The organism is Ralstonia sp. OTU4908 (genome assembly GCF_038440115.1).
Lineage (GTDB): Bacteria > Pseudomonadota > Gammaproteobacteria > Burkholderiales > Burkholderiaceae > Ralstonia > Ralstonia pickettii.
This window is the reverse complement of record NZ_JASATD010000002.1, coordinates 123,062-136,506: the sequence shown is the minus strand read 5'-3', so window position 1 is coordinate 136,506 and position 13,445 is coordinate 123,062. Positions and strand designations below refer to the sequence as shown.

Annotated in this window: 13 protein-coding genes and 1 tRNA gene; 8 read left to right on the top strand and 6 right to left on the bottom strand. The window is 63.4% G+C overall.

Annotation, left to right across the window (positions count from 1 at the left end):
* Positions 1-240: 240 nt before the first annotated feature.
* Entirely contained in the window at positions 241-1,053 is an 813-nt protein-coding gene (locus AAHM38_RS02470) for an inositol monophosphatase family protein (protein WP_116574829.1), read from the bottom strand.
* Positions 1,054-1,186: 133 nt separating this feature from the next.
* On the opposite strand from AAHM38_RS02470, the gene AAHM38_RS02465 reads away from it, so the two are divergent.
* Complete coding sequence (locus tag AAHM38_RS02465; RefSeq protein ID WP_116574830.1) at positions 1,187-2,071, top strand: RNA methyltransferase; 885 nt, start codon at positions 1,187-1,189, stop codon at positions 2,069-2,071.
* Positions 2,072-2,218: 147 nt separating this feature from the next.
* On the top strand, positions 2,219-2,965 hold the full coding sequence (gene cysE, locus AAHM38_RS02460; RefSeq protein WP_116574831.1) for a serine O-acetyltransferase: 747 nt from the start codon (positions 2,219-2,221) through the stop codon (positions 2,963-2,965).
* Positions 2,966-2,987: 22 nt separating this feature from the next.
* Here cysE and AAHM38_RS02455 read toward each other — a convergent pair whose 3' ends face one another.
* The 4 genes from AAHM38_RS02455 to AAHM38_RS02440 are packed head-to-tail and all read right to left on the bottom strand — an operon-like array spanning position 2,988 to position 5,624.
* A complete protein-coding gene (locus AAHM38_RS02455) occupies positions 2,988-3,806 on the bottom strand; it encodes a UDP-2,3-diacylglucosamine diphosphatase (RefSeq protein ID WP_116574832.1) in 819 nt (272 codons plus the stop codon).
* Complete coding sequence (locus AAHM38_RS02450; RefSeq protein ID WP_004626191.1) at positions 3,803-4,309, bottom strand: peptidylprolyl isomerase; 507 nt, start codon at positions 4,307-4,309, stop codon at positions 3,803-3,805. Before AAHM38_RS02450 ends, AAHM38_RS02455 begins: the two co-directional genes overlap by 4 nt.
* Before the next feature lie 30 nt (positions 4,310-4,339).
* Positions 4,340-4,921, bottom strand: coding sequence for a peptidylprolyl isomerase (locus AAHM38_RS02445; RefSeq protein WP_009238452.1), 582 nt, complete (start codon positions 4,919-4,921; stop codon positions 4,340-4,342).
* A gap of 52 nt (positions 4,922-4,973) precedes the next feature.
* Positions 4,974-5,624, bottom strand: a complete 651-nt coding sequence (locus AAHM38_RS02440; protein ID WP_116574833.1) for a hypothetical protein — start codon at positions 5,622-5,624, stop codon at positions 4,974-4,976.
* A 253-nt stretch (positions 5,625-5,877) separates the two neighbouring features.
* On the opposite strand from AAHM38_RS02440, the gene cysS reads away from it, so the two are divergent.
* The 6 genes from cysS (at position 5,878) to AAHM38_RS02410 (ending at position 12,159) form a co-directional block, all read left to right on the top strand.
* Positions 5,878-7,269 (top strand): cysteine--tRNA ligase, encoded by a 1,392-nt coding sequence (cysS, locus tag AAHM38_RS02435; RefSeq protein WP_116574834.1) that lies wholly within the window; start codon positions 5,878-5,880, stop codon positions 7,267-7,269.
* Positions 7,254-8,138 (top strand): DNA-3-methyladenine glycosylase family protein, encoded by an 885-nt coding sequence (locus AAHM38_RS02430; protein WP_165835769.1) that lies wholly within the window; start codon positions 7,254-7,256, stop codon positions 8,136-8,138. The genes cysS and AAHM38_RS02430 overlap by 16 nt, the downstream gene beginning before the upstream one ends.
* Positions 8,139-8,224: 86 nt before the next feature.
* Positions 8,225-9,193 carry an acetyl-CoA carboxylase carboxyltransferase subunit alpha gene (locus tag AAHM38_RS02425; protein ID WP_004626201.1) on the top strand — a complete coding sequence of 323 codons (969 nt, stop codon included), beginning with the start codon at positions 8,225-8,227 and terminating at the stop codon, positions 9,191-9,193.
* The gene (gene tilS / locus AAHM38_RS02420; protein ID WP_116574836.1) at positions 9,162-10,580 is read left to right on the top strand and encodes a tRNA lysidine(34) synthetase TilS; all 1,419 of its coding nucleotides are present in this window, start codon (positions 9,162-9,164) and stop codon (positions 10,578-10,580) included. The genes AAHM38_RS02425 and tilS overlap by 32 nt, the downstream gene beginning before the upstream one ends.
* A 96-nt stretch (positions 10,581-10,676) precedes the next feature.
* The gene (locus tag AAHM38_RS02415) at positions 10,677-11,927 is read left to right on the top strand and encodes an aspartate kinase (protein ID WP_009238446.1); all 1,251 of its coding nucleotides are present in this window, start codon (positions 10,677-10,679) and stop codon (positions 11,925-11,927) included.
* A 138-nt stretch (positions 11,928-12,065) separates the two neighbouring features.
* Positions 12,066-12,159 (top strand) — tRNA-Ser (locus tag AAHM38_RS02410).
* Positions 12,160-12,349: 190 nt separating this feature from the next.
* Here AAHM38_RS02410 and fabI read toward each other — a convergent pair.
* Positions 12,350-13,144: an enoyl-ACP reductase FabI gene (fabI, locus tag AAHM38_RS02405; RefSeq protein ID WP_116574837.1), complete on the bottom strand. Its 795-nt coding sequence runs from the start codon at positions 13,142-13,144 to the stop codon at positions 12,350-12,352.
* Between the last annotated feature and the right edge of the window lie 301 nt (positions 13,145-13,445).

Sequence of the window (13,445 nt, the reverse complement as noted above, 5' to 3'; positions counted from 1 at the left end):
ATTGTTGCGGGACGCGGCGCATTCCCAATGCGCCTTGCAATCTGCCTTCTATCGACCTCAGTGCGATACCCCTCGCGTTATCGCAGCATGGCGACGTGAGCGCTGCCGGAACCGGTGCCGAAGCCGGGATATGGTGTTTTATTGAGCGAACCGCGTTTCCGGGTAGCTGCGTATTGCTGGATAGCCCAAACAAAAAGCCCTCGCACCGGGCGAGGGCTTTTCAGCACGTGCTTGAAGCAATCAAGCCTCAGCCTTCGACCGCGAGAACGGCGAGGTGATCTTGATCATCTGCACAAAGGCCTTCGGGTTGCCGGCCAGGATTTCGCCCTGGTCGAGATACCCCGATTCGCCGGTGTAGTTGCCCACCAGGCCGCCCGATTCCGTCACCAGCAGCGAGCCGGCGGCCATGTCCCACTTGCTCAGGCCTTGCTCGAAGAAACCGTCGAGGCGGCCGCAGGCTACGTATGCGAGGTCAAGCGCGGCGGCGCCGGGGCGACGCAGGCCGGCGCAGTTTTCGGTCATGGTCGCAAACAGGCGGGTGTAGTCGTACAGGCCTTCCAGGTCGCGGTAGGGGAAGCCTGTGCCGATCAGGCAGTCAGCCAGCTTGTCGCGGCGCGTGACGCGGATGCGGCGGTTGTTCAGGAATGCGCCGGCGCCCTTGGAGGCGGTGAAGAGTTCGTCGCGCGTCGGGTCGTACACCACGGCCTGCGTGACGACGCCACGCTGCATCAGCGCGATCGAGACGCCATATTGCGGAAAGCCGTGGATGAAGTTGGTCGTGCCGTCCAGCGGGTCGATCACCCAGACGTTTTCGCTGGCGGTTTCGCCGTCGGCCCAGGATTGGCCGGACTCTTCCGCTAGAATCGCGTGATCGGGGTAGGCAGTCTTGATGACTTCGACGATCGCCGCTTCAGCTGCGCGATCGACTTCGGTGACGAAATCGTTGTGTTGTTTGCGCTCGGTGCGCAGGCTATCGACGTCGAAGGACGCGCGGTTGATGACGGTGCCGGCCTTGCGAGCAGCCCGGACGGCGATATTGAGCATCGGATGCATGTGGGATCTCCGCGCCTGACGCGCCGTTCTTCGGAAGCGGCCGCAGGCGAAACAACACAACGAATTGTAGAAGAACGAGCGGCGGGCCAATCTTGCGATCCTGCCCGCCGTCAAAAGAGTGGCCGTATTGTATATGAACCCCGCATCCGGCGCCCCGCGAATTGCGCCAATCAGCACACCGAACACCACCCCCGCCGACCCGGATACGCTGCGCCAGCGTGCCGTGCGGTGCCGTTTCGTATTGGTCGAGACCAGCCATCCCGGCAATGTCGGCTCCGCAGCACGTGCGCTCAAGACGATGGGGTTTGGCGAGCCCGGCAGCTTCGTGCTCGTGCGCCCGCGCGAGGCTGACGCCCAAAGCCACGCCGATGCCGTTGCCATGGCAAGCGGCGCCGATGATGTGCTGGCTGGCGCCCGCGTGGTCGACGACATTGGCGAGGCGCTTGCCGGTGCCTCGCTCACCATCGCGCTGACTGCCCGTCCGCGCGAATTCGGGCCGCGCCGCATCGGCCCGCGTGATGCAGCGGAAGAAGTGGCCGCGTTGCTGGCCGCGCCGGACACTACCGTCGCCTTTGTCTTCGGCAACGAGCGATTCGGTTTGCCCAACGAGGTGGTGGAGCGCTGCCACGTCGTCACGCACATTCCCGCCAATCCGGCGTATGCCTCGCTGAACCTCTCGCAGGCGGTGCAGTTGATTGCGTACGAAGTGCGCATGGCGCTGCTGGCCGGCACCGGCACAGGCGACACCCGCATGGAAGGCGTCGGATTTATTGGCGAACCGGCCACGGCTGAGCAGATCGACGGGATGTTCGAACATCTGGAGCAGGGCCTGGTCGAGATCGGTTTTCTGGACCCCGCTCAGCCGAAAAAGCTGATGCCGCGCCTGCGGCGTCTGTTTGCCCGCACGCAGTTGGAGGCCGAAGAGGTCAACATCCTGCGCGGGATCGCCAAGCGCATGCTCGGCCGCCGCGCCGAAGCTGCCGCGCCGCCCACCGGCGCTGCCGACGACTGTCGCTGATCGCCCTGAAAGCCGCCCGTTGTTGATCAGACAGGGCGGCATCCCTTGCATGTCGGGCTAAAACCCTTGCCGCAGCGCGGTAAGGCAATGCCTTACACTGCCCTTAGCGCATCGCGCATATAGATATAACGATCCACACAGCTCAAGATGTTCACACGCATTCGCGAAGATATCGGCGCCATCATGGAGCGAGACCCGGCCGCGCGCAGCCGCTGGGAAGTGCTGACCTGCTATCCAGGTCTGCACGCCATCATCGTTCATCGGGTTGCGCATGCGTGTTGGCACGGCGGCTTCCGGTGGCTGGGGCGGTGGTTCTCGCACCTCGGCCGTTTCCTTACCGGCATCGAGATCCACCCTGGCGCGACGGTCGGCCGGCGCGTGTTCATCGACCACGGCATGGGCGTCGTGATTGGCGAGACCGCCGAAATTGGTGACGACTGCACGATCTACCAGGGCGTCACGCTGGGCGGCACGTCGCTCTACAAGGGCGCCAAGCGGCATCCGACGCTCGGCAAGGGCGTGGTGGTGAGCGCGGGCGCCAAGGTGCTTGGCGGCTTTGTCATCGGGGATGGAGCGCGCGTTGGCTCCAATGCGGTCGTGCTCAAGCCGGTGCCGCCGGGTGCTACGGCGGTTGGCATTCCGGCGCGCATCATCGAACGCGATGTGGCCACCGAAGCCCAGTCTGCGCTGAAGCAGGAGTTTTCCGCCTACGGCATCACGCCGGATGCGGACGATCCGGTATCGCTGGCACTCAAGCGGCTGATCGACCACAGCGAGCTTCAGCAGGAGCGCATCGAGTCGATTCTTTCTGCGTTGGATCGCCTGGGCGCGCACCTGGAGAACTCGCCGAATGATCCCTTCGACGCAAGCCAACTGAAGCGGATGCTCAAGTAAGTGGCGAGCGCGTGACGGCAGGTCAGGCCGTCACTGGCTCGACCGTGAGCGCGCCGTCCCGCAGTTTGAGGAAACTGCCGCGCGGCTGTGCCTGGTCGAAATCCCAGTCGGAAAGAACCCAGCGTTCACCGCTCGCCTCGTGATGCAGTTGCGGGCGGTGCGTGTGGCCGTGAATCAGCGTGGACGTGCCCGATGCCTTGAGCAGCGCATCCACCGCTTCGGGTGCGACGTCGCCCATCATCGCGGCAGCACGGGGCTCACCGGCGACATTGGCGGACATGGCGCGGCCGGCTTCGCTTTCTGCGCGCATCTTCTGCGCGATTTTCAGCCGCCACCGCAGCGGCATCGTGAGGAATATCCGCTGCACCCAGCGCTTGCGCGTCCAGTGTCGAAAGCGCATGTAGGCCGTGTCGCGCGTGCAGAGGGCGTCGCCGTGGGCAAGCACGATGCGCTGGCCATCGTCCGTTTCGAGCACGGTGGGGTCGGGGAGCAGCGCGGCGTGCGCAGCCTTCAGGAAACGCTTGCCGAGCAGGAAGTCACGATTGCCGTGCATGAACAGCACGCGCGTGCCGGCCGCGGCAAGTTCAGCGAGCAGGTTGGCGACGTGCTGGTGAAACGCATCAGCCAGTTCTTCATCGCCGACCCAGTATTCGAAGAAATCACCCAGGATGACGAGCGTGCGTGCCTCGCGGGCGCGCGTGCGCAGGAAGCGCTCGAACACAGCGGCGGTGGCCGGCATGCTGGCCGTCAGGTGCAGATCCGAAATAAAAAACACCGGCCCGGAAACCCGGACCGGTGTTTTCAGCGCGGATGCCTGTGAGGCGTGCGCTGCGTCGATCATTCGATCACTTCGGCGCTTTCGATGATCACGTCTTCCATCGGCACGTCCTGGTGGAAGCCGCGGTTGCCCGTGCGCACCGAGCGGATCTTGTCGACGACATCCATGCCTTCGGTCACCTTGCCGAACACAGCGTAGCCCCAGCCTTGCGGCGTCGGCGAGGTGTGGTTCAGGAAGTCGTTGTCGACCGTGTTGATGAAGAACTGCGCGGTGGCCGAGTGCGGGTCGTTGGTGCGAGCCATGGCAATGGTGCCGCGCTCGTTCTTCAGGCCGTTGTTGGCTTCGTTGTCGATCGGCGCCTTGGTGGGCTTCTGGCTCATCTTCTCGCCCGGCTCGAAGCCGCCGCCCTGGATCATGAAGCCCTTGATGACGCGGTGGAACACCGTGCCGTTGTAGTGGCCATCCTTCACATAGGCGACGAAGTTGGCAACCGACTTCGGTGCCTTCTCAGCGTCCAGGGCCAGGGTGATGTCGCCGTGGTTGGTGTGCAGCTTGACTTGGGTCATGGTGAATTCCTTGGGTGGGGCAAAAATGCGTTACTTGGAGACGACGGTGGCCGATTCAATCACGATCGGCTTCACGGGCACGTTCTGGTGCGGGAACTTGGTGGTGGTTTCCACCGCCTTGATCTTGTCGATGGTGTCGGTGCCCTCGACGACCTTGCCGAAGACGGTATAGCCGTAACCGTCCTGACCAGGGTAGTTCAGCATGTTGTTGTCGACCACGTTCACATAGAACTGCGCGGTGGCGGAGTTCGGGTCCATGGTGCGCGCCATGGCGATCGTGTACTTGTCGTTCTTCAGGCCGTTCTTCGATTCGATCTCGACCGGCGGGCGCGTGTCCTTCTGTTTCATGTCGGGCGTGAAGCCGCCGCCCTGGATCATGAAGCCGTCCATCACGCGGTGGAAAATCGTGCCCTTGTAGAAGCCGTCCTTCACGTACTGCAGGAAGTTGGCGACCGTCTTGGGCGCCTTGTCCGGATACACCTCAACGGTGAAGTTACCCATCGATGTCTTGAACTGGATGCGCGGCGCGGACGCGGTGGCTGCCGTGGCTGCGGTGGCGGTTACGGCCAGTGCACACACGAGCCCGGCAAAGAGGGAGCGAATACGGAGCATGGTCAGGAAGAGAAAGCTTGTGGGTGGGAAAGCAGGATCGGGCCGCGTCTTCTTATTGACGCTTTGCCGGCTTGGCGCTCACGCCGCTGGCTGCGGGCAGCGTGGTCGAGGCGGGTTTGGAAGCCGGGTGCACGCCCGGCAGATCGGGCAGGGCATCCAGACGTGCGCGCGCGGCAGCATTCTTGGGGTTCAGTTTGAGCGCACTTTGGTACGACTGTGCGGCCAGGCGAACGTAGACATCGCCAAGGTTGGATTGCGCCAATGCATTTTCAGGCGCCACCCGGTTCGCCATGAGGAGGCTGTCGCGGGCGCGAAGCAGTTCACCGCGCTCGGCGTACAACGCGGCCAGGTTGATATAGGGTTCGGGCAGTTCCGGGAAGTCCTGCGTCATCTGGTTGAAGGCGACGATGGCATCGTCAGCGCGGCCTAGGCCGGCAAGTGCCACGCCGCGCTGAAAGCATGCCTGCGCGTTACGCGGCTGAGAAGCGACGTCCTTGTCCAGCTCGGCCAGTGCCTCGGTGTATTGCTTCTTGGCCAACGCATCGTCGATGCGTTTCTGGCGCGCGACCTGCGGCGCCTGCTGCGTGCTGGGCATCAAGTCGGCCGGCAAGGCAAAGCCGGCGGTCTGGGCGAAGGCCGGTGCCGCGGACATCGCGAGCAGGCTAGCCAGGGTTGCAGCGGTCTGACGCAGCGGTCTGTTCATGAGAATCGGTTCCGTTATACTCCGCCGCATTCTAACAAACCGTCTTTGTGCGCAGCAGCGGCCGTGCGCGCCGGGAAAGGTTCTTGACGGGGAGCATGCCAGGGGCACTGGCAGGCGGTCCCGTCAGCGCAGTTCCGGTAAGATATGCCGCTAGTTTTGCAGGCGCCTCGCCGGCGCCGATTGCCTCCAATTTAGTCCGCCCGCAACGTTGTACCTCGCATGCGCGGCGCGCTGAGTCTCCCGACACCGCTTCATGGAATCACTCAAGATCTACAACACGCTCGCGCGTGAGAAACAGACGTTCGTCCCCATCGAGCCCGGCCGCGTGCGCATGTACGTGTGCGGGATGACGGTGTACGACTACTGTCACGTGGGGCATGCGCGGGTCATGGTGGTGTTCGACATGGTGCAGCGTTGGCTGCGCGCGTCAGGTTACGAGGTGACCTACGTGCGCAACATCACCGACATCGACGACAAGATCATCAAGCGCGCAGTCGAGAACGGCGAGACGATGAGTGCACTGACGGGCCGCTTCATCGCTGCCATGCACGAAGACGCCGATGCGCTTGGTGTGCAGCGCCCCGACCACGAGCCCCGCGCCACCGAATACGTGCCGCAGATGCTGAACATGATCGGCAGGCTGCAGACGAACGGTCTCGCCTATCAGGCCACCGACGGCGACGTGAACTACGCGGTCCGCAAGTTTCCCGGTTACGGCAAGCTGTCGGGCAAGTCGCTCGAAGACCTGCGTGCGGGCGAGCGTGTGGCTGCCAACGATGCCAAGCAGGATCCCCTCGACTTCGTGTTGTGGAAATCCGCCAAGGCCGATGAGCCGGCCGAGTCGCGCTGGGCGTCGCCGTGGGGCGAGGGCCGCCCGGGCTGGCATATCGAGTGCTCGGCGATGAGCTGCGAGTTGCTGGGCGAGCATTTCGACCTGCACGGCGGTGGCGCCGATCTGCAGTTCCCGCATCACGAGAACGAAATTGCCCAGTCCGAAGGCGCGACCGGCAAGACCTTCGTCAACACGTGGATGCACAACGGCTTCGTCCGGGTGAATGACGAGAAGATGTCGAAATCGCTCGGCAACTTCTTCACCATCCGCGATGTGCTGAAGCTGTACGACGCAGAGGTCGTGCGTTTCTTCATCCTTCGCTCGCACTATCGCAGCGACCTGAATTACAGCGACGCGCACCTCGACGACGCGCGCCATGCGCTCACGCGTTTGTACACGGCGCTCAAGGATGTGCCGGCCGCAGCGGGCGCCAAGCCCGACTGGAGCGAGTCGCACGGCAAGCGCTTCCTGGAAGCGATGAACGACGACTTCAACACGCCCGTCGCCGTGTCGGTGCTGTTTGAGCTGGCGAGCGAGGTGAACAAGACGCGCTCGCCCGAGCTGGCCAGTCAACTGGCCGCGCTGGCCGGAGTGCTGGGCCTGCTGGGCCGCGATCCGCATGCGTTCCTGCAGGGCGGTGTGTCGCCCGATGGCTTGGACGCCGCCGAAGTGGAAGCGCGTATCGAAGAGCGCCGCGCCGCCAAAGCCGCACGCGATTTCGCCCGTGCCGATGCGATCCGTGCCGATCTGCTCGCTGCAGGGATCGTTCTGGAAGACAAACCGGGTGGGGTGACCGAATGGAGACGCGCATGAACGCGGTGGCCAAGAAAGCCAACGTAGTGCGCAGCACCGTCGCCAAGAAAGCGCCGGCGGTGAAGGCCCCGGCTGCCAAGAAAGGGGTGGCGAAGAAAGTAGACGGCGTAGCGAGCAAGACGGTTGCCGCCAAGGGCGTGCCGGTGAAGGTCGCCAAGGCTCCGGCTAAACGCGCGCCTGCTGGCAAGGTGCCGCTGCCGGAAACGCTTCCCACCAGCGAGGCGCTGCCTGTGCCGGCAGAAGTGGTGCTCTCGGGCCCGCCGGAATACTGGCAAGAGGCTTGCGCAGACTTGATGAAGCGCGACCGCATCCTGCGCAAGATCATCCCGACCTGCGGGCCGGCGCATTTGGCTTCGCGCGGCGATCCGTTCGTCACCCTCGCACGCTCGATTGTGGGTCAGCAGATTTCGGTCAAGGCTGCGCAATCGGTGTGGGAGCGCGTCGTGGCTGTGTGCCCCAAGCTGGTGCCCGCACAGTTCTTGCGCGCCGGTCAGGAGAAGCTGGCGGGTTGCGGTTTGTCCAAGCGCAAGGCCGAGTACATCCTTGACCTAGCCGATCACTTCCGCAACGGCACCGTGCACGTCGCTAAGTGGGCGGAAATGGAAGATGAGGATGTGATTGCCGAGCTGACGCAGATCCGCGGCATCGGCAGATGGACAGCAGAGATGTTCCTGATGTTCAATCTGATGCGCCCGAACGTGCTGCCGCTGGACGATATCGGACTCATCAACGCGATCTCACAGAATTATTTCAGTGGCGAACCCGTCACTCGCAGCGAGGCGCGCGAAGTGGCTGCCAACTGGGAACCATGGCGCACCGTGGCTACTTGGTATATGTGGCGCAGCCTAGACACGGCGACCACCTATTGAACTGTTCATTTCGATGAAACGGAGCGCATCGCCGGGCGGTCAAAATCCGGTAGAATGCGCGCCTTCAAGAGCCTTTCAGAAGATCCATGAAAACTACCTTCCTGGAGTTCGAGCAGCCGATCGCAGAACTTGAGGCGAAGATCGAAGAACTTCGCTTCGTACAAGACGATTCCGCTGTCGACATTTCTGAAGAAATTTCCCGCCTGGCTTCCAAGAGCCAGCAGCTCACCAAAGATCTATACGCCAACCTGACGCCATGGCAGGTCGCGCAGATCGCCCGGCACCCGCAGCGTCCATATACGCTCGATTACGTCCGCGAGATCTTTACCGACTTCCACGAACTGCACGGCGATCGCACCTTCGCCGACGACCTGTCGATCGTGGGCGGTCTGGCGCGCTTCAACGGCCAGGCTTGCATGGTGATCGGTCACCAGAAGGGTCGCGACACGAAGGAGCGCGCGCTGCGCAACTTCGGCATGTCCAAGCCCGAGGGCTACCGCAAGGCCAAGCGGCTGATGGAGCTGGCGGACAAGTTCGGCCTGCCGATCTTCACGTTTGTCGATACGCCGGGCGCATTCCCGGGCATCGATGCGGAAGAGCGTGGCCAATCCGAAGCCATCGGGCACAACCTGTTTGTGATGGCCGGCCTGAAGGTGCCCCTGATCGCCACCATCATCGGTGAAGGCGGTTCGGGCGGCGCACTGGCCATTGCCATGGGCGATTCCGTGATCATGCTGCAGTTCGCCACCTATGCCGTGATCTCGCCGGAAGGCTGCGCGTCGATCCTGTGGAAGACCGCAGAGAAGGCGCCGGAAGCCGCTGAGGCACTGGGCCTGACCGCGCATCGCCTGAAGGCGCTCGGCCTGATCGACAAGATCGTCAACGAGCCGCTGGGCGGCGCACACCGTGATCCGAAGAGCATGGCGACGATGCTCAAGCGCGCGCTGGCCGAATCGCTGCGCCAGTTCCAGGGCATGAAGACGTCGGAACTCCAGGCGCGCCGTCACGAGCGCCTGATGGCTTATGGCAAGTTCAAGGAAACCGAAGGTCGCTGATTCGTCGGCTGATCTCGTCAACAAGGTCGCACAACGCGTTGCCGCGTGTGCGGCCTTTGTTGTTTCTGGAGACGCAGAGCCGCCGACTGTGGCAATTGCCCTGTCAGGCGGGCGGGATTCCGCGGCGCTCCTGCACGCGTGTGCCGCGTGGCGCGACGCGGGTGCCCGCGTGCAGCTCGTGGCGCTCCATATTCACCATGGCCTGCATGCTGACGCCGATGTCTGGGAATGCGCGTGTCGGCGCATGGCCCAAGCGGTCGGCGTTACGTTTCATGGGCGCCGCGTCAATGTAGCGGTTGATGCGGGGCGGGGCGTTGAAGAGGCGGCGCGCGAAGCCCGGTACGCAGCGCTCGAAGCGCTCTGCACGGAGACGGGCGCCTCCATTCTGCTGACGGCGCATCATCAGGATGACCAAGCGGAAACGGTGCTGCTGCAACTGATGCGCGGTGCCGGCCTCGATGGCCTGGCCGCCATGCCGATGGCGCGGGCGGGTGCAGTCACGTTGCTGCGTCCATGGGTCGATGCACCGCGCAGCGAGATCGAACTGTACGCACATGCCCACGCGCTCTGCTGGGTCGAAGATCCTTCCAACACCGACGCACGCTATGCACGCAATGCATTGCGTCCACTGCTTGCGGGCATGGCGGATCATTTCCCGGCCTATCGCGAGGCGCTGTCGCGCAGTGCGGCACATCTGGCGGATGCGGCTGCGTTGATCGATGAGATTGCGCAGGCGGACTTGAGCCAGGTCGCGTCGGCCAATGAACTGAACGTGGCGGCGTTGAGCGCGCTGTCCGCGCCACGTCAGCGTGCGGTGCTGCGTGCCTGGTTGGCCAAGGGGGGCATGCGCGCGCTGTCGAGTCGCCGCCTGGAGGATCTGCATACGCAACTGGTTGACGCGCGAGATGACGGTGCACTGCGCATTGAATTGCCGACTGGGCAGGTCAGGCGCTACCGTGGCATTGCATGGATCGACACTGGCACCAACGATCGCCCCGGGCAGGCCGCGGTCGCGATCGGGGCCCAGCTGTTCGAGCCGGCGCATCCGGCCGAGCAGCGTGTGGCGGTGGACGCATGGGGCGGGGCGCTGTTGTTTGCGCCCGTGGCGAGCGATGGCGTTGCGACGCAAACTTTGCAAGCGCAGCTGGTCCTGTCGCCCCGGCGCGGTGGCGAGCGCATCGTGCTGCGCCCGGGCGGGCCGTCGCGGGCGCTCAAGCAGGCTTACCAGGAAGCCGGCATTCCTGCGTGGGAGCGCGAGCGTTTGCCACTGCTCTATGCAGGCGAAATGCTGGTGTTTGCCGCGGGGCTGGGAATGAACCAGGCGGCCACGCATAGCGGTACTGGTTGGCGCATCACGTGGCGTCCTGGCCTTGAGGGTGCGTCGTGATACACATCGTCACCGGCGGATTGCTTGCCGATCGATGCAAATTGCTGTATTTTCAAAAGCTTTTGCACCGCTCCGCCTCCTCCTGATCTTTCCAAGATGGCTCTCATCGTTCACAAATACGGTGGCACCTCGATGGGTTCGGTTGAACGCATCAAGAATGTCGCCAAGCGCGTTGCCAAGTGGCACCGTGCAGGTCACCAGATCGTGGTCGTTCCGTCGGCCATGTCTGGCGAAACCAACCGCCTGCTGGGTATGGCCAAAGAGATTTCGGCCCAACCCGACCCGCGTGAACTCGACATGATTGCCTCGACTGGCGAGCAGGTGAGTGTGGGTCTGCTGGCCATTGCTCTGCATGCCGAAGGCATCGATGCCCGCAGCTACACCGGCTGGCAAGTGCCGGTGAAGACCGATTCGGCCTACACCAAGGCGCGCATCCAGTCGATCGACGACGAGCGTGTGCGCGCCGATCTCGACGCCGGTCGTGTGGTGGTCATCACGGGCTTCCAGGGCATCGACAGCGAAGGCCATATCACCACGCTGGGCCGTGGTGGCTCGGATACCTCGGCCGTGGCGGTTGCCGCCGCGCTCGAAGCCGAGGAGTGCCTGATCTATACCGACGTCGATGGCGTTTATACGACCGATCCGCGCGTGGTGGACGACGCGCGTCGCCTGGACAAGATCACCTTCGAAGAGATGCTGGAAATGGCCAGCCTTGGCTCGAAGGTGCTGCAGATTCGCTCGGTGGAGTTTGCCGGCAAGTACCGCGTGAAGACCCGCGTGCTGTCGTCGCTGACCGACCCGCTGATGCCGCTCGACGTTGAGATGAACTCGGGCACGCTGATTACTTTTGAGGAAGATTCGAACATGGAAGCCGCCGCCATTTCCGGCATCGCCTTTGCCCGCGACGAAGCCAAGATCACCGTGATCGGTGTGCCGGACAAGCCCGGCATCGCCTATCAGATCCTGGGCCCGGTTGCCGACGCCAACATCGACGTCGACATGATCATCCAGAACCAGTCGGTGGAAGGTAAGACGGACTTCACCTTCACCGTGCCGCGTGGCGAATACCAGCGCGCCCTGGCGATCCTGAACGATAGCGTGAAGGCGCATATCGGCGCGGCCAGCGTGTCGGGTGACCCGAAGGTGTCGAAGGTGTCGGTGGTGGGCGTGGGCATGCGCTCGCACGTAGGCATCGCCAGCAAGATGTTCCGCACGTTGTCGGAAGAGGGGATCAACATCCAGATGATCTCCACCTCGGAAATCAAGATCTCGGTGCTGATCGATGAGAAGTACATGGAGCTGGCCGTGCGCGCACTCCACAAGGCGTTCGAGCTGGACCAGGCGTAATCGGCTGATCGGCCGGGGTGGCGACCCCGAGAGCCCCAGATTCTCGCCGCGTGTCATGCAGTTGTCGTTGACCGGGTGGGGTGAAGTGGCTAGAATACGCGTTTCGTTGCACGGGCTCCTTCGTGCGACGCGAGTTTGGGAGACGTGGCCGAGAGGTCGAAGGCACTCCCCTGCTAAGGGAGCATCCGGGCCAAAACCTGGATCGAGGGTTCGAATCCCTCCGTCTCCGCCAGTTTGGCGCTTCTCGCGGGAAGCGCACCCAACAGGCGGATGCGAGTCGAGCTGACGTGACGGCTCGCATTGCAATGCACGTCAAAAAGCCCGCATGGTTTGCGCCATGCGGGCTTTTTCTTTGTCTGCTGCTTTGTTGGCTTGGTATGCGCGGGCCATCCGAAGATGGCCCGCGCGCGCACCAATGCAAATCAGCCTTGGCCGACGCTCTCCGGCACGCCTGCGGTCACGTTGAAGCCGCAATCGACGTAGGTGATCTCGCCCGTCACACCGCTTGCCAGATCCGACAGCAGGAACGCAGCCACATTGCCGACTTCTTCGATCGTGACGTTACGGCGCAGCGGGGCGACCTCTTCCATGTACTTCAGCAGCTTGCCGAAATCCTTGATACCAGAGGCGGCGAGCGTCTTGATCGGGCCAGCCGAGATACCGTTGGCACGAATGCCCTTCGGCCCCAGCGCGCCGGCCAGGTAGCGCACGCCGGCTTCCAACGACGCCTTGGCCAGGCCCATCGTGTTGTAGTTCGGGACGATGCGCTCAGCACCCAGGTACGTCAGGGCGAGCAGCGAAGCATTGGGCGACAGCATCGGCAGCGCAGCTTTTGCCAGCGCGGGGAAGCTGTACGCCGAGATGTCGTGCGCGATGCGGAACGACTCGCGCGACAGGCCATCGATGAAGTTGCCGGCGATCGCTTCGCGCGGTGCAAAGCCGATCGAGTGGACCAGGCCGTCGAAGTGGCCCCAGTGCTGGCCGAGGTCTTCGAACACCTTGGCGATCTGCTCATCGCTGCTGACATCGCAGTCGAACACCAGCTTGCTGTCGAACTCGGTGGCAAATTCAGTGATGCGGTCCTTGAAGCGTTCGCCGACGTAGGTGAAGGCCAGTTCCGCGCCTTCGCGCTTGCAGGCATTGGCGATGCCGTAGGCAATCGAGCGGTTGGACAGAAGGCCGGTAATCAGAATGCGCTTGCCAGCGAGGAATCCCATGGTTTCTCCGTACAAATGTGGGGCAACGTCGCGCCCGTATGTTGCTGTGGTCACTCGTCACTGCGGCTGCGCAGCGGCGGCATCCTGGGCACGAGGCAATTAGGTGGGCGCGATCATACCGGAAAGCGCGGGGCGGCTGCCCATTTGCGCGGTGCCGCACAATCCCTGCCGGCCTTGTCAATGCGGGACGATCCCCGGCCCTGAATTGGCGGAATTGCCGCGTGAGGGCGTTAGAATCGTCGAAAACAGTTTTTCAGACAGCGATCAATCGGATCAACGCATGCAAGGACTTTGGGGGCAA